This window comes from Shewanella sp. VB17 (genome assembly GCF_013248905.1).
Lineage (GTDB): Bacteria > Pseudomonadota > Gammaproteobacteria > Enterobacterales > Shewanellaceae > Shewanella.
The window spans coordinates 4,062,740-4,084,171 of the sequence record NZ_JABRVS010000001.1 but is presented as its reverse complement, the minus strand read 5'-3'; the positions used below and the strand labels follow the sequence as shown (position 1 = coordinate 4,084,171).

Genomic DNA, 21,432 nt, shown 5'->3' with positions numbered 1-21,432 from the left:
CTTAAATTGAAGAGATTCATTTTTGGCGCAATGATAACTAAGGCTGAGAGGAAACGATAGTAGAGATTGTAGAGAATTGAATAAGGTTGAACGGACGCTGCTTACTCGCAAAGCACAGCGTCTTTACCACATTTTATTCAACGTAAAATTTTTGTTTAAATTTCAGTTGAGTATTCAATTTTTTGCCATATTTGATAGCCACTTGAAAATTCACTTCTTGATCATCGCGGTAAGGGACTTCAGCGACATAATAAATAGCTCTGCCTTCTCTGATCTCTCTAAACTTGAGATCAATACGTGCGTCTAATAAATTATTGGCAATACCTGAAATCTCGACAGCGACAGGAGGATGATCAGCTTGACTGGTGTCGAGTACTGAAATATTGATGATCCCACTATAGCTACTGCGTTTAATACCATATGAGTTGGCGATACTTGGCGTCAAAAAAGTACTGCTTAAAGCAACGTAATGGATATCAAAATTGCCTATTTTCTGTTTTTGTTCTGCAAAAACATTGCTAACGAAAGAAAGGCTTAAAATGAGTGTTGATAATATGATTTTTAACATGGCTGAGCTCCTTTGAACATTTTATTGTTATCCCTAAAATACGCCATAGGTATTGTAGATGTATGCTGAGGCATTGTTGGGAATCATAGGTTGACTCTAAGACAGAGCAGCAAATTACTTTGCTGCTCTATGGTTGATTTTTAATTAAACACTGGCCCAAAAAGGCACGTATTGGGCTAGTAAAATGTTAATGAAGTTAAGAATGACCATCATGATTAATAAGGACAGATCCAACCCGCCCATTGATGGTAGCATGCGTCGAATGGGTGACAGCAGTGGTTCAGTTAGCTGACCCATAACCATTTCTATTGGGTTATGACCTTGGCTTACCCAGCTTAATATGGCTCTAATGATAAGCATCCAAAAAAGCAGTACACCGGCTTGCTTAAATACTGACACAATAGCAATCAAAAGAATGGTTGGGATATTGATTGCCGCACCGGCAATAAGGCTCAAAGTAACAAATTTAGTGGTTACCACCAGTAGTGCCAACAAAACAGATGATGTGTCAAAAGCACCGATAGAGGGCAGAACTCTGCGCATAGGTGCAAGTATAGGATGAGTGGCTTTGGTTATGAATTGACTAAAAGGGTTGTAAAAGTCCGCTTTTGCTAATTGCAGCCATATGCGTAAAATGACCACCATTAGGTACAAATCAAAAAAGGTACTGACTAAAAAACTTAATGCATTCATCTGAAGTCTCTACTTTATCATTTCAATGTGAAGGTTGATTAATATTGTTTTGCCATGTCTTGTGCTCGCATGACACAGTCGTTCATTGCTTGCTTAACTAACCCTCTTATATCACCAGATTCAAGGGCTGATATGGCTTGAGCTGTGGTTCCTCCTTTAGAAGTCACATTTTCTCGTAATTGAGATACGCTAAGCTCAGGGTTTTGGATGACCATTTGCGCCGCTCCCAATGCGGCTTGCTGTACCAGTTGTCGAGCTTTAAACTCATCGATACCTGAGTTTTTAGCGGCACCTAACATCGCTTCCATAAACAGGAAAAAATACGCAGGAGAGCTACCTGCGAGGGCGATAACTTGATTGAGTTCATCTTCAGTATTGACCCAAAGAACTTCACCACCACTTAGCATTAATTGCTCTGCAGTTTTCTTTTCTTCTTGTGAGACATTTTCATCTGCGAATAATCCAGTCATTCCAACGCCTATTTGGGTTGGCGTATTAGGCATGGCACGGATAAGCTTTACTTTCTGATCAAAGTAATCACTATACCTTTTCGCAGTGATCCCTGCAGCAATAGTGATGATTAACTTATGTGTTAAATCTAGCACACTTAACTGTTCACACACAGCCTGCATAAAGTGAGGTTTAACACTCAAAATGATCACATCAGCATCCTTAGCTGCTGTCAGATTATCTTGAGAGACCCTAATATTAAGATCGTGTTTCAAGGCATCTAATTTTTCAATGCTGGGATTCGTTGCATGGATGAATGATGGTGTGTAACCACTTTTTACCAAACCACTTATCATGCTGCGTGTCATATTACCTGCGCCGATAAAACACAACTTTTTTTCAACCATATTTCTTCTCTTGTTTAGCCTTAAGCAGCTTTGTTGTTGGGGCAAATGTGTCTTGAGCTTATATTATAATGTGTGGGCTAAAATCGATAAAACAAGCAAGCTTGTATTGCGCCCAAAAGATTATAAGTGAAATTACTCAAATATGAAGCGGAACACGTTGACCAAATATGGCACTGCCTATTCGAACCATTGTAGAACCATGTGCTACAGCTTGTTCAAGATCATTACTCATTCCCATCGATAGGGTATCAACGTCGGGATAGACCTGCTGTAATTGCAAGTATAAATGATGTAATTGTTTGAACTCAGCTTGCTGCTGGGTTACCTCTGATGTTGCGGTAGGTATTGCCATTAATCCGCGTAATGTAAGGTTTGGTAGCAAATTGATAACTTCAGCTAAAGCGAGCATATCATCTGCAGTCACTCCTGACTTGCTTGGTTCTTTACTGATATTAATTTGAATACACACATTTAGTGGTACTAAGCCATTGGGCCTTTGGTCGTTTAAACGTAGGGCAATCTTATCTCGACTCAATGTGTGCATCCAGTCGAACAAGCTTGCGACGATCTTTGTTTTATTTGATTGTAAAGGGCCGATAAAGTGCCACACAATGTTAGGGCAAGAAGATTTCAAAGCAGTCACTTTAGCTTCACCTTCCTGAACATAGTTTTCACCAAAATGTCTCTGCCCGGCAATATAGGCCGCTATAATGTCTGTATGAGGTTTGGTTTTACTCACTGCGAGCAGTTGAATGTCATCAGCATGTCTTGATGAAGATTGTGCTGCTTGGGCGATTCGATATTGGGCGTTAATTAGTCTATCTGCTATTGTTGTCATCATGTAATCATTTTGATTGAATAGGTGTACCATATTATGGAAATCACAGAGTTACTTGCTTTTAGTGTAAAGCACAATGCATCAGATCTGCATCTTTCTGCAGGTGTTGCCCCTATGATACGTGTTGATGGTGAAGTCAGGAAGATCAATTTACCTGCTTTAGATCATCAAGGCGTTCATGGATTAGTCTATGACATCATGAATGATAAACAGCGTAAAGATTTTGAAGAGCATTTAGAGATTGATTTCTCATTTGAAGTTCCCAACCTTGCTCGTTTTCGTGTTAATGCTTATAACCAGTCTCGGGGTGCCGCAGCGGTATTTCGTACTATTCCAAGCGACATTTTGAGCCTTGAACAACTTGGTGCTCCTGAAATTTTTAAGCAAATATCGGAATTTCCACGTGGTCTTGTGCTGGTTACTGGACCGACAGGATCTGGAAAAAGTACCACTCTTGCGGCTATGGTTGATTATATTAATGAGAGTCGCCACGAACACATTCTTACTATCGAAGATCCGATAGAATTCGTACATCAAACTAAACAGTGTCTGATTAATCAGCGAGAAGTGCATCGCCATACTCATAGTTTTAATGCTGCATTGCGCAGTGCACTTCGTGAAGATCCTGATGTGATTTTGGTGGGGGAGATGCGTGATTTAGAAACGATACGCTTAGCGATGACAGCCGCTGAGACCGGTCATTTAGTGTTTGGTACCCTACACACCACATCAGCAGCTAAAACCATTGATCGTGTGGTTGATGTCTTTCCTGAGGGAGAAAAAGGCATGGTACGGACTATGCTATCAGAGTCTCTGCAGGCCGTTATTTCGCAAACTTTGATAAAAAAAATCGGTGGTGGTCGTGTTGCAGCCCATGAAATTATGATGGGAACACCAGCCATTCGAAATCTAATTCGAGAGGATAAAGTGGCGCAGATGTACTCCGCCATTCAAACGGGAATGGCTCATGGGATGCAAACATTAGATCAATGTCTGCAAAATTTAGTTAACCGTGGCCAGATCTCAAAAGAAGATGCACAACATAAGAGTTCTAATAAACAAACTACGTTTTAATACACATGAGTATTATAAGGTTTAGCTATGGATGTTTGTCCTTTTTTAAAAATAATGGTGGAACGCAAAGCGTCAGATCTATTTGTGACCGCAGGTTTCCCACCCAGCGCTAAAATAGATGGTGAGTTAAGACCGTTAGGTGAAGACTCTTTTACGGTAGCGCAATCACTAGCGTTTGTTGAGTCGTTAATGACCGATGTGCAAAAGGAGGAGTTTCACAATACACGTGAGTGTAACTTTGCATTTGCGACTAAAGAGTTAGGCCGTTTTCGTGTGAGCGCATTTTGGCAACGAGAAGCACCGGGATGTGTTATGCGTCGAATTGAAACGACTATCCCTGATACGGACGATCTAAAACTTCCACCTATTTTGAAAGATTTAGTCATGAGTAAACGTGGGCTAATTATCATGGTTGGAGGAACGGGGACAGGTAAATCAACATCATTGGCCTCTTTAGTGGGTTACCGTAATGCAAATTCTCGGGGGCATATTCTTACTATTGAAGATCCGGTTGAATTTGTTCATGACCACCGTAAGAGTATCATTACTCAACGTGAGGTCGGTGTGGATACAGAATCGTTTGATGCCGCACTTAAGAGCTCGCTGCGTCAAGCACCAGATGTTATCTTAATTGGTGAGATCCGTACTCAAGAAACAATGGAGTTTGCGCTTGCATTTGCTGAAACGGGTCATTTATGTATGGCAACATTGCACGCTAATAATGCGAATCAGGCATTAGATCGCATAATGAATTTGGTTCCTCAAACTAAACATCAACAGCTGCTGTTTGATCTTTCGTTAAATTTAAGAGGGATTGTGGCTCAGCAATTGGTGCCGACTATCGATGGCACAGGGCGACGAGCAGCGATTGAAATTCTAATTAATACACCTAGGATAAGCAGCCTTATTGCTAAAAATGAGCTTCACTCGCTTAAAGAGACCATGTCAAAGTCAAATGAACAGGGCATGCAAACTTTCGATCAAGCATTATTGTATCTTTATGTCGAAGGCGAGATCAGTTACGCAGATGCTTTACATCATGCAGACTCTGCAAATGATCTCCGTTTGATGATCAAGTTACAAAGTAAGGAGACGGGGGGAGAAGGCTTTATGGAAGGAGTAACGTTGGATCTAGATTAATCTAAGTGCTGCTATCAATGTATTAGGTTAAGTGATCCAATGTGTTATTGCTAGCGTATAGAGCCTGTAAATAATTTTGTGTAACTACCTTTCAATCAGTACCCTGTGGTTCAATGGGAGAAGGCAAAGTCATGTCGGCACAATTACTGTGAGCCACGACTGGGAGTCGTTACCTAGGAGCCATTTATTGACTATTTTTCACTTCACGATATGCTTAAATTTTGCATATTGAAGTGACATGAGGATTAAGGTTAGCACACGTAAAAATGTGGTTGTTGACACACTTACAAGCCACTTTTATCCTCTTTTTAGTCATCATACATATTGAATCGTGTCTTAGGTCTATTTTTTGTCATTAATGACTTAATATATCGCTAATAATTATGTTTTAATCGCAGTAATTGCATCAAATTCAAAGAGGCTAACTTGGCTAAATATTTAGGTTTATCAAAAGACATTGCGCACACGAAACGAGGTAAAACTGGTGTTGTTCTGATTAATTTAGGGACTCCTGATGCACCAACAACGTTATCAGTAAGGCGATATCTTGCTGAGTTTTTATCTGACCCTAGAGTGATTGAAATACCTAAGTTAGTATGGATGTTAATTTTACATGGTATTATTTTACGTATTAGACCCGCTAAATCAGCTGAGTTATATAAGCAAGTATGGACAGAAAAAGGTTCGCCTTTGATGGCGATAACGCGTCAACAAACAAAAAAGTTAGCTAGCTACTTTAAAGAAAATGGTACAGATCAAGATGTCGAACAAGATATATCAGTCGATTTTTGTATGCGCTATGGCAATCCGTCAGTATCTGATACGTTAAAGCGTATGCATAATGAAGGGATAGATAAAATCGTAGTACTGCCTCTTTATCCCCAGTATGCAGCACCGACTACAGGATCTGTATTTGATGCTATTGCAAAGGAGTTAACGAGTTGGCGTTATTTGCCATCATTGCATTTTATCAATACATACCATGATCATCCTGATTTTATTCATGCATTAGTTACCTCGATAAAGCATGATTTTGAGGTTAATGGTCAACCCCAAAAACTAGTATTGTCATATCACGGTATGCCTGAGCGCAACTTGCATCTTGGCGATCCTTATTATTGTTTCTGTATGACGACAACGAAATTGGTTGTAGAGCAGCTAGGGTTAACAAAAGACCAATATATTGCTACTTTTCAATCTCGATTTGGTAAAGCTAAGTGGTTGAGCCCCTATACTGATGAGACTATGGGGAAGCTACCGGGACAAGACATAAAAGACATTGCTGTTGTGTGCCCAGCATTTAGTGCTGATTGCTTAGAAACATTAGAAGAAATTGCCGAAGAGAATCGATTAATTTTCGAAGGTGCTGGTGGTGAGAAATATCGTTATATTCCAGCATTGAATGATACAGATCTTCATATAAAAATGATGGCTAATCTTGTTAAGCCTTACTTATAAGTAGATGTGCATTAAGTATGGACATGTAAAATGGGAGTTGTGGCTCCCTTTTTATTCAATATAGTAGGTTAAGATAAATATAAACTTTCGAAATAGCTTTCTATGATTAATACTGCAGACATAGCATCAATTTGCCCTTTACTTAGGGCTTTATAGCCGCCGATTTCAAACAGTCTAGCCTTCGCATCAGCTGTCGTTAGGCGCTCATCTTGTGTTGCTACTTTTACGCCGAATCTGCCACTGAGTCTGTTAGCAAATTTCTTCGCTCTTTTGGTCATTTCTTGTTCCGTTCCATCCATATTTAATGGCAGTCCTACGACGACTAAATCAGGTTTCCACTCTTCAATTAATAAGCCTATTTCTTCCCACTTAGGGATCCCATCAATGGCTTTTATCGATTGCAACGGATTGGCGCTGCCAGTGAGTGATTGTCCGATAGCAATGCCTATACTTTTGGTACCATAATCGAAACCTAACACCGTTTGTGCACTCATAAATGACTTCTTAATAATTAATAAAATATACGGCTATGGGCAAATTATGCATGCCCGCTTTGATGAGAAAGTTGCCAGATATCGAAGCCCAGTGACTCTGTGGCTTGCTGCCATCGATGAGCAAAATGAGTATCGAACAACAATTCTTTTGTTGCAGGGATAGAAAGCCAAGTGTTATTCCCTAATTCTTGTTCTAGTTGCCCTCTGGTCCAGCCTGCGTAGCCAAGGGCAACAATAAAGTGCTTTGGTGCGACGTGACTCCCTAGTGCTGTTAGTACATCTCTTGATGTTGTCAGCATAATGTCATCAGTTAAGGTTTGGCTATTATTGAAATTAGCTTGTGGTGTGTGTAATACAAAGCCTCTTTCTGGATTTACCGGGCCGCCGATGAGCACGGTGGAGCCTAGTGAAGTCACTAAATGGGGTTCTTCGTTCAGCTCCATTTGCTTTAAAATTTCGTTAACATCTATGCCGATAGGTTTGTTAATCATTATCCCCATCGCCCCTTTTTCGTTATGTTCGCAAAGATAGATCACCGAGCGTTCAAAAAAGGTATCTTGAAGAGAAGGCATAGCGATTAATAAATGGTTCTGTAGACTGTCCATTGTTAACTCCGCAAAAGGGAATGCAATTAGCAATAAATTAACTGCCAGCTAATTTTACCTGATAATTAAGTTTTTCAAGTATGGTTTTAATCTGTTCTCTATTATCTGTTTGAACTTCGATATTAAACGCTTTAACGGTACCACCACAACCACATTGTTTTTTTAGGTTTTGAGCTAACGTTTTGAGTTCTTTATTATTTAACCCCAAACCTTTTATGATAGAGACGCCTTTTCCTTTTCGACCTTTGCTGTCTCTATGGATCCTGACAATACCATCACTTAATGGCATTTCTTCAGTTTCCTTTTCAGGAGTCATTCTGCCAACATCTGTACTATAGACCAGTGTCACATTTGTATCTTTTATCATGAGAGAGTCACTAATTTAGCGATAATAGGACGAGTTTAACAAAAATGATGAAACTTGTGGGAGTCCATCTGTAATTTTATAAATAAAAAAGACCACCTGCTTGTGAGCTCATTGAGTCATAATGCGACTTTACAGTGTCGAATTCTTAGTCATTATTTGGCTTTTTAGTAACATGATCCTGATTAAGTTTGAGTAACACCTATGATGAGAAGAATGATCGTGATAAACGCACAAGGGATAATGAATTTATGAAGTTTTGCCAATGCGGTAGAGCATGCTGTCAATACAAATCCGAAAGATGCAGCACCGTAACTATGACTTTCTCCTTGGGCTACAGTGAAGAGTAACCAGGCTAAAACGAGTATCGGTAAAATGAAAAAACTAATGTGGCCTAGGTTATCTTTGTTTGAACGGCTGATTGTTTGTGTGGTGATATCTGCTGGAGCAAACTTAAAAACTGCAGTAGCAATCAAAACAGCAGCAATAAACCAAAGCATATCAAAGTCCCTAATTATTAGATGATAACAGTTATCATTACAGTTTTTTGAGTATCATGCGTATTTTGTGAAAGGTCAAGCTGAATGAAACCTGTTTTATCAATAAAATTGAGTTGTCGAACTTAACATAGCTATGTAAGCTGGTAGGAGAATGGATGGTGATTTTTGATTTGACGAGGTTAATATGAAAAATTTTAAGGTTATTTTGGCTGGGCTATCACTTAGTATGCTTGCTGGGTGTAGCTCGCTGAAAACTAGTTCCGATTACGATCCGGAAGCTAATTTTAATGATGTTAACACTTATGCTTGGGTTGAGAAAAAAACGCAGGATAGTCGCTATCACTTAGATGGATTAATGGACCAGCGTGTTCGCACTGCAGTGGATAGTCAATTATCTTTAAAAGGCATAAAGCTGACTGATCCAGCTAAAGCTGATGTACTAGTGAATTACTTAACAAAGGTTGATAAGAAGATTAATGTTGATACCTTTAACTCAAATTATGGCTATAACCCTTATTATGGTCATGGCTGGGGGATGAGCGGCTCTATGTATAGCCAAACAACAGTTCGTGAATATGAAGTTGGCACACTTATTTTAGATATGGTTAATAGAGAGTCAGGTCAATTGATTTGGAGAGGCTCTGTTGCAGACACTATCCGTGACCAAAATACTCCAGAAGAGCGAGTTGAGGTTGTTAATCAAGCTATTTCAGAGATGTTAAAAAACTATCCACCTAAGCCTACTGCTAAATAGTTGTTTAGCTTTCATCATAAATAGAATTAAAATTCCCCCCATGAAGAGGGATTTTTTATATGCGGTTAAATCATGATTTAACCGCTGTTTTTAAGAGACATTCCCCTGAAATTCTAGAGATCATGAGCTGATTGGTGTGCGGTGAAAATGAATGTTATTCATGCTTTTTTAATGCCTCGGTCACGAAATACAAAGATTTATCCATCACTTAATCGTGCTCTTTACTAAACATATTTAGTCCAATGTATAAACGGGTTATTCAGTGAGCCTCAAGATTAACTTATACGGGGGGATATTCTCATAAAATTCATACGCTGAAGTTAATCCTGAAGTAATCTTCTAAGAAGTGATCTTAGAGTATCATTAGCATTTATTTGCACTGAGCTATGTTGTATTACATCCACATTTGCCTGCCAGCCTAATTGTTCGAATTGTACTGGTACTTTGCAAAGTGCATTGGTTTTCAGTGCATCTTGTGCTAAATGCTCAGGAAGTAGTGTCCAGCCAAATCCAGATTTAGCTAACTCTAATAATACATAATAGTTATCTGCATGCCAGACATCGGGTGAGTGTGCTTGATTGAACCAAGTGACTTTTGAACCTTGAGAGCTAATGACGAGTTGTCTATGTAGTTTCAACATATCAATGTGAACGGAATCAACTTGAGCTAAAGGATGTAGCGTGCTCACTAAAAGCTCAAATTTCACAGTACCTAAAGTTTCGAAGTCGAGAGAATCAGGATATACATTGTCACTAAATATCAAACCTGAGCTTGCTCTTTTATCAATGACAAGTTGGATCACATCTTGGCTAGAAGCACAGAGGAATTCTAATTCTAGCTCAGGATGTAATATTTCAAGTTGTGGTAACAATTTAATAAGTTTGGCATAGGGGATCCCTTCATCTATAGCTAAAGTCAGTTTAAGCACCTCTTCAGATCCCAGTGCTGTGACTTGTTGATTAAGTCGATGATGCTGAGCAATAACAGCTTTAGCCTGTGGTAACAACTTCTCACCATTAGCAGTCAGAATAGGGTAACGACCGCTTCGGTCAAATAGTTGTAGTCCGGTATCTATTTCCATATTCATAATGTGTTGGCTCACCGCAGATTGCACTTTTCCTAGCTTGCGAGCAGCAGCGGAAAATGAACCCGATTCAACGGTGGTAATGAATGCTGTTAATTGTTCTATCGTAGACATATCAGTAAATGTGATGGTATGTAACTTTTATTCATCATATGTCTAGATGATAATTACCACAAGTTACTTATTGGAATGTTAGATATGAATACTAAAGAAAGAATTTACCATGCGATAATGTTTGAACTGCTAGCGTTAGCCATAGTGGTTCCTGCAGCGACTTTTTTCAGCGATAAAGAAGCTTCATCTTTGATTGTTGTTGCTGTTGGGTTAAGTTTATATGCTGTTTTTTGGAATTTTTTTTACAATATTTGGTTTGATAAGCAATTTGGTCGTGAGCGAATTTCAAGAACCGTGTTATTGCGTGTTGGACATACACTTGGGTTTGAGTTAGGCATCATCTTCATCACGGTGCCAGTAGTTGCTTGGTTTTTAGAAATAAGCTTAAGTTCTGCTTTATTAATGGAGGTTGCTTTTCTTATATTTTTCTTCTTTTATGCGATAGTGTTTAACTGGTGCTATGACCACATCCGTCATCAAGTAGTAGTGTGAATCTTATCTTAGCATTTGTATGTTAAGGTTTTAAAAAAAGCGATAATGCCATTTTTATACTGCCTTTGTATCCTTTTGGCTATTTTTAATAAAATAGCTAAAGTTATATTTCAACATGCTGCATGAGTTGGATCGTATATGATGAAGCACTTTCTTTTACGCTATAATGTGAACTTATGCCTGCTAGGCCATACGGATTCAGTTGGTAGCGAGGTGGGTAATAAGCAATTGTCTTATTTACGTGCGCTTAATGTTAAGCGAATTTTTGTTGAAGATTTTGGTTTTAATTCTGAGCGTTTTATTGTTAAAGGTATGGCTGATAGCTTACCAGTGGCAAGTAATCAACTTTCTGATGGTAGGGCGGCTAACCGCCGTGTTGAGTTATTGGTTGAGTTGAAATAGAGATTAATAATTCAGTTTACGGGTAGTAATGAGTATATTGTTTGAATTAATTCAATCGTGAATATTTAACTTTTGAATTGAAATCTATAAATCCTAACTTTATAGGGTTAACTTTAGGGAGCAAAAATGGAAAACTTAGAAGGTTTATTTGAGCAAGTCCCCGAACTACTTGTGACTTATGGTATGAAAATGATTTTTGCTATTATCATTTTCATTATCGGTAAATATTTATCGACGTTAGCAAAAAAATTAACATGTAAGTTATTAGTGAAGAAAAAAGTGGATCAAACGGTGGTCTCTTTTGTTGGAAATATGGCATGGAGTTTGGTGTTTGTCTTCACTATTGTGGCAACGTTGGGTCAAATTGGAGTGCAAACGGCTTCGCTTGTCGCGGTGATAGGTGCCGCGGGCTTAGCGATAGGCTTAGCACTTCAAGGTTCATTGTCTAACTTTGCATCTGGTGTGTTGATGGTGCTATTTCGTCCTTGTCGTGTGGGTGATTATGTTGATGCTGCAGGTATTTCTGGGGTCGTTAATGAAATCACTATTTTTTCTACCAAGCTGTTGACGACTGATAACAAGCTTATCATCGCCCCTAATTCTGCAATGATGGATGGCACAATAATTAATTATTCAGCCATGGACACACGTCGTGTCGATTTGGTCATTGGTGTCTCTTATGATGCCGATTTGGCTGCAACAAAAAAAGTATTAACACAGGTGCTTGAGAGTAATCAATATGTGTTAAAAGATCCAGTACATGCGATAGGGCTTGCAGAACTTGCTGACTCTTCGGTTAATTTTGTTGTGCGGCCTTGGGTTAAAACCAGCGATTATTGGCCAGCACGGTTTGAAATACTTGAGCAGATTAAACTCGCGCTTGATGATGCGAATATTGGCATTCCCTATCCGCAAATTGATCTTCATGTAAAAGAAACGCCATCAGTATAATACAATCGATTGGTATGTGATTGTTGCAAGATAGCGAAAACCATCATGGATGGGAAATGGTTTTCGCTGTACCAAAATCATTAATACTAGCTACAAAATCAGATCAACGTGATAGGCCATCTTGACCATATTGATAATTAAATTTAGGAATGCCCCACTGGAATATAATGGCTAACATTCTGAAGCTAAACCCAAACGATAGGCAGACAGTTAAGTTTATCCACTCTGCGATTTCACAGGATTTAAGGCCGATATAAAGGCCTGCTGTTAGCAGTGAAACTAGAGCATAAAGTTCTTTCTTAAAAATTAATGGTACCTGATTACATAATATATCACGGATCACACCACCAAATACGCCAGTGACAAGCCCCATTACAACAGCAACGACAGGGCTAAACCCTAACATTAATGTTTTTTGTGCCCCTATAATAGAAAATACAGCGAGTCCGAGCGCGTCGATTGCGAGAAATAGTTTAGATAAATAGCGCATCAAAGGTGCGATTAATACTGTTAGCAATGATGCAAGCGCTATAGCAATTAAGTAATGTACATTTTCTATCCAAATTAATGGGTAATTTCCTAGCAGAATATCACGTAGTGTTCCGCCGCCAATAGCCGTAGTGCAACCTATGATGACGACACCAAAAAGGTCCATTTGTTTTTTACCAGCAGATAGGGCGCCAGTCATCGCTTCAGCAATGATACCGATGAGCCAGAGTAGGCTGATAAATTTAATTTCTAACATTTACGGCTACCATTGAGTGAAAGATAGGCGATTTTGCCTGAAAATTAATCAAAATTACATCAACATTTTTTATTGTTTATGATTAGATTTTTTAATCCTTGTTGATCTTATTTTTCTTAAAAACCTCTATCTACAAGCTTTTTTGGTCGTTTTAAGTGTTAGCTAAATTTATTGTTATTATTTTTTACGATTAAATTTGTGTTTAGCTGGCTTTTCACTATTAAATTTGATTAATGGTTATGCAATTTGTATGGCCATTATACAGGCCAGATTAATGCTGGTACTGCATTCACTCTAGGGTTAGTATGCTCAATCTGGAAAAATTAACTCTTGTAAAGTGGTCTTAATGATAGATTTTCGTAGTGATACTGTGACGATGCCTACTTCAGCAATGCGTGAGGCGATGGCTAATGCTGAAGTGGGTGATGATGTATATGGTGATGATCCTTCAGTTAATCGATTAGAAGCTGTGTCTGCCGAAATGTATGGCTTTGATGCTGCGCTGTTTACTTCATCGGGCACTCAAGCTAATTTATTGGCTTTAATGGCACATTGTGAACGCGGAGATGAATATATTTGTGGTCAACAGGCACATAACTATAAATTTGAAGGTGGTGGCGCAGCAGTTTTAGGCAGTATTCAGCCACAACCATTGACCAATCAAAGTGATGGTTCTATTTTGCTTTCAGAAGTAAAAGCGGCCATAAAACCTGATGATCTCCATTTTGCTAAAACAGGTTTACTGAGTTTAGAAAATACAATTGGTGGTAAAATACTGCCTCAAGAATATATTGCTCAGGCACAGCAATTGGCCTTTGATCATGGTTTGAAAATTCATTTAGATGGTGCTCGAGTCGCGAATGCCGCAGTGGCACAAAATATAGCGATAAGTGATATTACGCAATATTTTGATTCAGTGTCTATTTGTTTATCTAAAGGACTTTGTGCGCCTGTAGGGTCGATTTTATTAGGTGACGAGCGCTTGATAAAAAAAGCGAGGCGGTGGCGTAAAATGCTCGGTGGAGGTATGCGCCAAGCTGGGATCCTTGCTGCTGCTGCAAGTTTAGCGATAACGGATCAAGTTGAGCGTTTAGCTATTGATCATGATAATGCCCGTTATCTGGCTAAGCAGTTGTCTGGTGTGGAAGAATTGAGTGTCGATCAGTCCTTGGTGCAAACCAACATGGTGTATGTGCAGGTAGTAGAAGGAGTCGATATTGTCGCGCTTGCTGCTAATTTGAAAATCAGTGGAATACTTATTAGCCCTAGTTCAAACATTCGTTTAGTGACGCATGCAGATATCAGTCGTCATGATATCGATATTTTTATTCGTGAGCTTAAAAGCAATCTAAAAAAATAGATGATTACATCGATTAAAAAGTCTGCTACTGCAGACTTTTTAATTTCAGCTCTATGACTTTAATTAATGTGCGTGTTTGCCATCTTCTTTAGAGATAGGGTTGCCATTACTGTCGTAGAAGCCAGAATTACCGTGCTGAATAAATCCTTGAGTGATCATTTTAGCAATAAAAGGATCGGATTCACTGTCACCAACATCGGCAAAATCTAAGTCTTTATAACCTTGAGTAAGCGCGTTAACTTGCTCATTTGTGATGGAATGAACTTGGATTAAGCGGTATGTGGTACTGGCAGTTCCTTGCGCTAAGGTGAGCAAATAAGGCATTGAAAGTGAGTTAATCCATTCTAGGGTGATTGTTTGTCCAGCTTGTTCCCCATGGTATTGACTCACTTCAAAACATGATCGTTGAGTATTTTTACCTTGTTGTAATGTCGATTTCAACTCAGGGGACACTAAGTGAAATTGTTGCTCGAGATCGTAGCGCCTATTCACAGAGAGTAGATCACTGGGGCGATAAGTAATTGATCGTCGTTCCTGGGGGAAATAACGACTATATTCACCGTTACGATCCCAGGCTTCAAATGTTGCTGATGAACGTTTATAAATCACTTGGTGTTGGTTTTTAATTAACTTGATTTCGTGAGTTGGAGTGGTTTGTCTAGCTCCCTTTGATTGGACTATCTCATAACGTGCCACCATATTGGTCGCATTTAATTGTGCACAGTTAAAGATAAGGTTTTGTTCGGTATTGAGCTGTTCTTTAACAATATCAAAATGAGCTAGACTCGGCAGGCTAGCGATGAGTAACATGGTTGCGTTAAGTAAATAATACTTCATAGAAATTCCATTGGATTTAACCAAAGTGATAGACCACTAACACAGCAGTGGCCTTGTTCAGATTAAGTGATGTAATATGACTTACTGGGCTGCTTGTGCTTTAACCACTAAGTTTGCTGCATGATCCATGACGTGAAAAATATGATTTTGCTCTACAGTTCCCTCTATCAAATGGGCACCTGGTCCGCTTGCAAAAATGCCAACATCTTCACCCGCATGTGTTTCATCTTCCAGTGGGATCAAGGCTTCTTGATGGTAACCGGCACTAAGAGTATCGACATAGTTAAGATCGACTCGTCCAGCCTCTATCGGATAATCATAACGCTCATCTCCGCCAGTGCTTAGGTTTGCATATCCACGTCCATTGGTATAACCAAGCGTCGTATAAGGAGAGCCATTACTATCAGTCGAGTTAGTTACATCGGCAATGCCCGATGGATCATTGCCTTTAACAAGGCCAAGTATCGGATTTCCTCGAGTAGGGTAACCTGCAATAGTAAACACATGGCTGTGATCGGCTGTGACCATAAGTAGAGTATCATTTGATGACGTTTTCTCCATCGCAATACGCACAGCTTCAGAAAGTGCTATGGTATCGTGTAAGGCTCTGGCAGCATTACCAGCATGATGGGCATGATCGATACGTCCTGCTTCGACAATCAACATAAAGCCTTTGTCATTCCTTTTTAAAATATCTATTGTCTTAGCTGTCATTTCAGCGAGAGAGGGCTCACCGGTCGTCCCTTGAGTAGTACGGTCTAAATCATACTCCATGTGTGATGAATTAAATAAACCTAAGAGATGATCAGTGATGTCTGGATCTAAGGCTAAAAAGTTATCTCGGTCTTCAACATAAGCTGAGTTCTGGTATTTAGCCGTCCATTCATCTGTGAGATCACGACCATCTATTCGATTGCCATTTTTGCCTTCAGGATCGGTTTGAGTGTTTGGAATAAAAGCACGGCGTCCTCCCCCCATGACGACATTGATGCCACTGCCATAGTTGAAATCTAATAGTTGAGCGGCAATATCTTTACAGCCATGAGTGACAGCTTCTTGTGGGAGATCTGCATCACTTTCCCAGTTACGCTCAGGTACATGAGCATAAGTTGCTGCTGGAGTGGCGTGAGTAATACGTGCGGTTGACACTATCCCTGTCGACAAACCAGCCATGGCTGCTAGCTCAAGGGAGGTGACGAGATGTTGATTTGTTGCTGAAGCACAATTCCCCCGAGTGACGCCTTCAGCTTGGGATATTACGCCGACATTGGTTTTAACTCCTGTGACTATTGCTGTCATTGTGCCTGCTGAGTCAGGAGTCTGACCATCGACATTGTAGGTTTTTGCAAGCCCTAAGTGAGGCAGCGTTTCAAAAGAGAGAGAGTTCTCTTCTCCTGTCTCTCCCTTTAACTGTCCTTCGAGAATACGCGCCGCCGTTATGGTTGATACGCCCATGCCGTCACCCACAAAAAGGATGATGTTTTTCGCAGCACCGGCTTCGTTATTAATGGTGAGTTCGGCAGCTTGAGCCACTGTGTTTTGACCTGCAACATACCATTCGTTAACGGCTGTCCAGTCTTTGCCACTGGTACCGTTATTACCGCTGTCACCATCGCTGCCACAGGCTGTGATACCAAATATGACTGCTATAGACAGTATAACTAGTTTCTTATTCATTTTTTGCTCCAAAATTAGCGACTGTTTGGCTAGTATTTACTGGCACCAAGAGACTGTGCTTGGTTAATGATGTGGAAGATAACGTTTTGCTCGATCACGCCTTGTGCAAGGTATGACCCAGGCCCGGTTGCATGTAAGCTGATGTCTTCACCTGCGTGAGTTTCACTTCCCATTGGAATAAGAGCTTGTTGAATAAAGTCTTTTTCTTGGGTATCAATTGACGAAAGATCATCGCGCAGGCCGACCACTGCACCGGGTCCGTTGGTGTAGCCTAAGGTGGTGTAGGGTTTACCATCATCGGCAGTGGCTAGCTTACCATCGACATTGTGCACTAATCCTAAGATAGGGTTGCCGCGTTTAGGGTAACCTGCAATGGTGAATACATGGCTGTGATCTGCAGTCACCATGATTAAAGTATCATCTGGATCAGTATTATCAACAGCAGCCTGAACGGCATTTGAGAGTTCGACAGCATCGATTAAGGCGCGATGGGCGTTACCAGCATGATGTGCGTGATCGATTCGACCCGATTCAACAATTAATAAATAACCTTGATCATTCTTCTTGAGAATATCGATAGATTTAGTGGTCATCTGTGTCAGTGATGGCTCACCAGCAGTATCATTTAATCTGTCAGCCTCATATTCCATATGAGAAGCGTTAAATAAGCCTAACAAGTGGTCCGTCGTCGTCGTATCAATAGCATCAAAGCCTACTTTATCCCATACATAAGCTGAGTTGGTGAACTGCTCTGTCCAGCGTTTAGTCAGATCAATTCCATCGTCACGTCTGCCCTTTTTATTCTCACCATCAGTGACAGTAGTTGGAATAAAATTACGGCGTCCACCGCCTAAGGCAACGGATAAAGCATTAGCTTCATCACGCATCACTAATTGATAGGCGATATCTTGACATTCATTGGCAGCGGCTTCAGCTGATAGATCACTGTCGGCTTCCCAATTTCGTTCTGGAGTATTAGCGTAAGTTGCAGCTGGCGTTGCATGAGTTATTCGTGCTGTACTAACAACCCCAGTAGAGAGGCCTTTTTCGTTGGCAAGATCCACTAAAGTGATGAGTTCATTTCCTTTAGATGATAAGCAGTTGGCACGTAAACTCGTGTCAGATACCGATAAGACGCCAGCTTTAGATTTTACCCCGGTGGATATTGCGGTCATGGTTCCTGCTGAATCCGGTGTTTGCTGATTCGTGTTATAGGTTTTCACTAGAGCTGTGTGAGGAAATTGTTCAAAGCTAAGAAAGTTTTCCTCGCCGCCCATATTGTCTTGCAATTGTTGACCTTGGTAAATACGTGCTGCAGTTAATGTTGATATTCCCATACCATCACCGACAAAAAGAATGACATTTTTTGCTTTTTTTTGATTGTGCTGTTGTTGTGTTTTCTCAGCCACTTTTTCCGCGCTGGTTTTAAACCATTTACTGTCGGTTTGCGTCGTGGGTAATATAGCAGCATTGGTTACCATAGCCACTAAACTGCATGACACGAGCGTAGCCATATTTTTCATATTAATCACTATCATCACCCTTATGTTATTGAGTTTTATTTTTGAGTCCTGTTAGCTAACGCGATGATGGTCTGATATTTATATGACGATGAGAGGACAAGAATATGGCAGTTTTATGACATTGTTTTATTTGATGAGAGGATATAGTCGGCATTATTTTAATACCTTGGAATGTTGAGGACGATAAAATGATCTGCTGTGCTTATGAGATGATAGAAGGATTAATGTTCAGTCAATAGCATGATGTTATCTGCAATGAGTAAAGGATAGGGCTAATTTGAACTAAGGTTAATCATGCTGTGTCATACCAAACAGCGGCTAAATCGGTTTTTTAACGTGGTTTTTTTTGTTTTTTATGTGTTTTAATTTGGTTCCTTGTTGTTTGTTTTACTTACATTCGTGAGTGTATTTTGAGTAATAACGGGTATTTAATTAACAATTAGGCCGCGCAGAAACAAAACAAATGAGGTTAGTTGAAATTAGCGTGATCTTAAATTAATTATGATTCAGACTAGTTATCGCTCAATCTTTTGTGGTTTTATTATCTATAGTCAATTTAATGACTCAACTCGTCCAGATTATATTTTTCGATATTAGAAGTTGAAGATTATTTGCTGTTGGATTCGTCATAATCATCAAAAGTCGTTCCAATTATCGAGAGGCGAGGTGGTAAATAATGGTTAAAAATGGCAACAAACCATCGACTCAACATCGGTTTATTGCATCTTGGCAATATTGTAGCCAGTGGTTGTTGCCTTTTTGCATGAGTGCAAAGTTCACATTCGCATCTAAGGTGGCTCTCGCATTAGCCCTAGCTTATTTGATCCCTATGGCCATGGGTTGGCCTCAAGCATCAACTGCAGCGACAACTGTGATGCTCATTGCGTCAACTGGAGGGCGACGAGAATCATTAGCCGTAGGAACTTATCGAGTAATAGGCACTGTGATCGGTGCAGTCATAGGCTTATTGCTAGTGGGTTTACTGATACAAGAGCGATTACTGTATATGTTCAGTGTTTCTGTTGTGGTGTCATTGGTGTTCTATTTACGTAATGCCTATCAGCGTGATCCCACTGTCTTTATGTTGACAGGAGTCATGATTTTGATGGTTTCAAATGGTGGTGATGCGCAAGGGGCATTTCTCTATGGTATTGATAGAGCATTTGCCACTTGTTTTGGGGTGGTCGTTTACACCTTAGTGTCGGTATTTATGTTTCCGCAACGATTAGAGCGAAACTTAATCGATCTATCTCAGGCCTTGTCGGCAAAACAGCGATCCTTGTTTGAGTTGATGCTGAGTCAACACCATGGTCATGCAACGCCTATTGGGCGAGATGCTCGACAGCAAATGACCGATGAGCTTTTTGCTGCCCAATCTGCCCTTGAACAGCGTTTTCAGTTATTAAGTTATGAGTGTAGTGATGTCTCTGGGTGCCTTAAAGAATGGCAATTGGCGTTAGATTATTACAAAAAAAACACTCAATTACTGATTTATAGTATCGATAATCATAAAACAGATGCAGTTGATTTTTCGCGTTATTTTAATGGTTACCAACAGAGTATCGATGCAGTAACTCAAAAGTTTACTTTGTCAGATAACGCTTGGATGGATAAATCGCTGAAGATTGACGAACAAGCATTAGAGCTTCAGCTCAATGATGAGTCAATCAATGAACTGGCTCATTTACAGCGTGCGGAGATATTTTCCTTCGCTTATCTATTAAATCAAATGAACATCAACTTAAGTCGTCTTGGGATCATCATCTCTTGTATTGACTCTGTTACAGGCTCAGTACCTTTCAAGGAAGTGTCACTGCAGCGACAGGATCGTTTTTTGTGGTGGGATGCTGAAAATGCTAAAACAGCAATAAAAGTATTTGTTATCTATTGGGTTTCTGGGCTTATTTGGATTTACTTTAATCCGCCAGGAGGTTACTCATTTGTCATCTTTTCAGTGATATTTACAGCTATTCTTTCTTTTTTACCAGTCCATCCTAAGCTGTTGTTACTGTTATTTAGTTTCACGTTTTTCTTTGCTATGCCTGCTTATGTGTTTATTTTACCCAATTTAACTCATTGGTTAGCACTTGGGGTATTTTTATTTCTCTATACTTTTATTGCCTTTTATCTTTTTAAGGGGCCAGTGATCATATTTTTTCTTATGGGGTTGTTTGTATTGGGTATAGATAATCAGATGAATTACAATTTTGCCATATTATTAAACATTATGATGTTGTTTTATATGGTGGTATTTATGATTGTTCTTACCCATTACTTTCCCTTTAACTGTCGTGCTGAGCACCTATTTTTAGTTATGAAAGAGCGTTATTTTAGGCATGTTACAAAGGGAATGACTCAATATCAATTGGGTGCGGATAGTTATTTGAATAGAGTGAAGCTCAGTTGGCATATTAGTGCGATGAATGCGACCTTACCTAAATTATTGTTATGGATGAATAAGCTAGATAAAGATTATTTTAGCGGCATATCCCCAGAGGCGCTGAAAGGTTTTGGACATGCATGCCAGTCATTGACTGACCATTTCAATCTTTTTATTCGCGCTGATATTCAATTGACCCACAATCCTCTGGTTCATCTCGTTCGACAAGATTATCAAGAAAATACATTGCTAAAAATGACATTAGCACTCGCTAATCAAAACAATAAGGATCTTTTCAGGCCTGATTTTGAGGATTATGGTCAAAATTATCAACAATGGGAACGGTTATTGATTCAATTTTTTAATCATGTCGACATCGCTGAATATAGCCAGCGTGAGATAGCCACCTTTTATATATTCCTTAACTTGCATCGAAATATTTTCGATGCAATTAATCAATGTAAATCGGCTTATGACAAGGTCGATTGGCATGCGTTACGACAGAAGCGGTTTTAGGAGCA

The 21,432-nt window shown here is 39.6% G+C and carries 22 protein-coding genes; 9 read left to right on the top strand and 13 right to left on the bottom strand.

Features of this window, described 5'->3' with window-relative positions; genetic code table 11:
• Positions 1-133 precede the first annotated feature (133 nt).
• From HQQ94_RS17650 to HQQ94_RS17635, 4 genes are all read right to left on the bottom strand, one after another.
• Entirely contained in the window at positions 134-568 is a 435-nt protein-coding gene (locus tag HQQ94_RS17650; RefSeq protein WP_173295645.1) for a DUF4426 domain-containing protein, read from the bottom strand.
• A gap of 144 nt (positions 569-712) precedes the next feature.
• The gene (locus tag HQQ94_RS17645; RefSeq protein ID WP_173295644.1) at positions 713-1,261 is read right to left on the bottom strand and encodes a YggT family protein; all 549 of its coding nucleotides are present in this window, start codon (positions 1,259-1,261) and stop codon (positions 713-715) included.
• A gap of 38 nt (positions 1,262-1,299) precedes the next feature.
• On the bottom strand, positions 1,300-2,118 hold the full coding sequence (gene proC / locus HQQ94_RS17640; RefSeq protein WP_173295643.1) for a pyrroline-5-carboxylate reductase: 819 nt from the start codon (positions 2,116-2,118) through the stop codon (positions 1,300-1,302).
• Between the two features lie 136 nt (positions 2,119-2,254).
• Positions 2,255-2,956: a YggS family pyridoxal phosphate-dependent enzyme gene (locus HQQ94_RS17635; protein ID WP_173296703.1), complete on the bottom strand. Its 702-nt coding sequence runs from the start codon at positions 2,954-2,956 to the stop codon at positions 2,255-2,257.
• A gap of 36 nt (positions 2,957-2,992) precedes the next feature.
• On the opposite strand from HQQ94_RS17635, the gene HQQ94_RS17630 reads away from it, so the two are divergent.
• The 3 genes from HQQ94_RS17630 (at position 2,993) to hemH (ending at position 6,628) form a co-directional block, all read left to right on the top strand.
• Positions 2,993-4,030: a type IV pilus twitching motility protein PilT gene (locus tag HQQ94_RS17630; protein WP_173295642.1), complete on the top strand. Its 1,038-nt coding sequence runs from the start codon at positions 2,993-2,995 to the stop codon at positions 4,028-4,030.
• Between the two features lie 27 nt (positions 4,031-4,057).
• The gene (locus HQQ94_RS17625; RefSeq protein ID WP_173295641.1) at positions 4,058-5,170 is read left to right on the top strand and encodes a PilT/PilU family type 4a pilus ATPase; all 1,113 of its coding nucleotides are present in this window, start codon (positions 4,058-4,060) and stop codon (positions 5,168-5,170) included.
• A 426-nt stretch (positions 5,171-5,596) separates the two neighbouring features.
• On the top strand, positions 5,597-6,628 hold the full coding sequence (gene hemH, locus HQQ94_RS17620) for a ferrochelatase (protein WP_217274064.1): 1,032 nt from the start codon (positions 5,597-5,599) through the stop codon (positions 6,626-6,628).
• Between the two features lie 68 nt (positions 6,629-6,696).
• On the opposite strand, the gene ruvX is transcribed toward hemH, so the two are convergent.
• The 4 genes from ruvX to HQQ94_RS17600 all read right to left on the bottom strand — a co-directional run bounded on the left by ruvX (position 6,697) and on the right by HQQ94_RS17600 (position 8,591).
• The gene (gene ruvX, locus HQQ94_RS17615; RefSeq protein ID WP_173295640.1) at positions 6,697-7,122 is read right to left on the bottom strand and encodes a Holliday junction resolvase RuvX; all 426 of its coding nucleotides are present in this window, start codon (positions 7,120-7,122) and stop codon (positions 6,697-6,699) included.
• Between the two features lie 44 nt (positions 7,123-7,166).
• Positions 7,167-7,727, bottom strand: a complete 561-nt coding sequence (locus HQQ94_RS17610) for a YqgE/AlgH family protein (protein WP_173295639.1) — start codon at positions 7,725-7,727, stop codon at positions 7,167-7,169.
• A 37-nt stretch (positions 7,728-7,764) separates the two neighbouring features.
• On the bottom strand, positions 7,765-8,094 hold the full coding sequence (yciH, locus tag HQQ94_RS17605) for a stress response translation initiation inhibitor YciH (RefSeq protein WP_173295638.1): 330 nt from the start codon (positions 8,092-8,094) through the stop codon (positions 7,765-7,767).
• Positions 8,095-8,276: 182 nt separating this feature from the next.
• The gene (locus HQQ94_RS17600; RefSeq protein ID WP_173295637.1) at positions 8,277-8,591 is read right to left on the bottom strand and encodes a hypothetical protein; all 315 of its coding nucleotides are present in this window, start codon (positions 8,589-8,591) and stop codon (positions 8,277-8,279) included.
• Between the two features lie 184 nt (positions 8,592-8,775).
• Between HQQ94_RS17600 and HQQ94_RS17595 the strand changes: the two genes are divergently transcribed.
• Positions 8,776-9,345 (top strand): DUF4136 domain-containing protein, encoded by a 570-nt coding sequence (locus HQQ94_RS17595; RefSeq protein WP_173295636.1) that lies wholly within the window; start codon positions 8,776-8,778, stop codon positions 9,343-9,345.
• Positions 9,346-9,665: 320 nt separating this feature from the next.
• On the opposite strand, the gene HQQ94_RS17590 is transcribed toward HQQ94_RS17595, so the two are convergent.
• Complete coding sequence (locus HQQ94_RS17590; RefSeq protein WP_173295635.1) at positions 9,666-10,544, bottom strand: LysR family transcriptional regulator; 879 nt, start codon at positions 10,542-10,544, stop codon at positions 9,666-9,668.
• Positions 10,545-10,628: 84 nt separating this feature from the next.
• On the opposite strand from HQQ94_RS17590, the gene HQQ94_RS17585 reads away from it, so the two are divergent.
• The 3 genes from HQQ94_RS17585 to HQQ94_RS17575 all read left to right on the top strand — a co-directional run bounded on the left by HQQ94_RS17585 (position 10,629) and on the right by HQQ94_RS17575 (position 12,389).
• On the top strand, positions 10,629-11,036 hold the full coding sequence (locus HQQ94_RS17585; RefSeq protein WP_173295634.1) for a PACE efflux transporter: 408 nt from the start codon (positions 10,629-10,631) through the stop codon (positions 11,034-11,036).
• A gap of 138 nt (positions 11,037-11,174) precedes the next feature.
• Entirely contained in the window at positions 11,175-11,438 is a 264-nt protein-coding gene (locus HQQ94_RS17580) for an OmpA family protein (protein WP_173295633.1), read from the top strand.
• A 126-nt stretch (positions 11,439-11,564) separates the two neighbouring features.
• Complete coding sequence (locus HQQ94_RS17575; protein WP_173295632.1) at positions 11,565-12,389, top strand: mechanosensitive ion channel family protein; 825 nt, start codon at positions 11,565-11,567, stop codon at positions 12,387-12,389.
• A 103-nt stretch (positions 12,390-12,492) separates the two neighbouring features.
• Here the strand turns inward: HQQ94_RS17575 and HQQ94_RS17570 are convergent, their stop codons facing one another.
• On the bottom strand, positions 12,493-13,134 hold the full coding sequence (locus tag HQQ94_RS17570) for a trimeric intracellular cation channel family protein (protein ID WP_173295631.1): 642 nt from the start codon (positions 13,132-13,134) through the stop codon (positions 12,493-12,495).
• Between the two features lie 346 nt (positions 13,135-13,480).
• On the opposite strand from HQQ94_RS17570, the gene ltaE reads away from it, so the two are divergent.
• Complete coding sequence (ltaE, locus tag HQQ94_RS17565; RefSeq protein WP_173295630.1) at positions 13,481-14,494, top strand: low-specificity L-threonine aldolase; 1,014 nt, start codon at positions 13,481-13,483, stop codon at positions 14,492-14,494.
• A 63-nt stretch (positions 14,495-14,557) separates the two neighbouring features.
• Here the strand turns inward: ltaE and HQQ94_RS17560 are convergent, their stop codons facing one another.
• From HQQ94_RS17560 to HQQ94_RS17550, 3 genes are all read right to left on the bottom strand, one after another.
• On the bottom strand, positions 14,558-15,331 hold the full coding sequence (locus tag HQQ94_RS17560; protein ID WP_173295629.1) for a hypothetical protein: 774 nt from the start codon (positions 15,329-15,331) through the stop codon (positions 14,558-14,560).
• Positions 15,332-15,412: 81 nt separating this feature from the next.
• A complete protein-coding gene (locus HQQ94_RS17555) occupies positions 15,413-17,008 on the bottom strand; it encodes an alkaline phosphatase (protein WP_173295628.1) in 1,596 nt (531 codons plus the stop codon).
• A gap of 29 nt (positions 17,009-17,037) precedes the next feature.
• Complete coding sequence (locus HQQ94_RS17550) at positions 17,038-18,546, bottom strand: alkaline phosphatase (protein WP_173295627.1); 1,509 nt, start codon at positions 18,544-18,546, stop codon at positions 17,038-17,040.
• Positions 18,547-19,207: 661 nt separating this feature from the next.
• On the opposite strand from HQQ94_RS17550, the gene HQQ94_RS17545 reads away from it, so the two are divergent.
• Positions 19,208-21,427: an FUSC family protein gene (locus HQQ94_RS17545; RefSeq protein WP_217274063.1), complete on the top strand. Its 2,220-nt coding sequence runs from the start codon at positions 19,208-19,210 to the stop codon at positions 21,425-21,427.
• Positions 21,428-21,432: the final 5 nt, after the last annotated feature.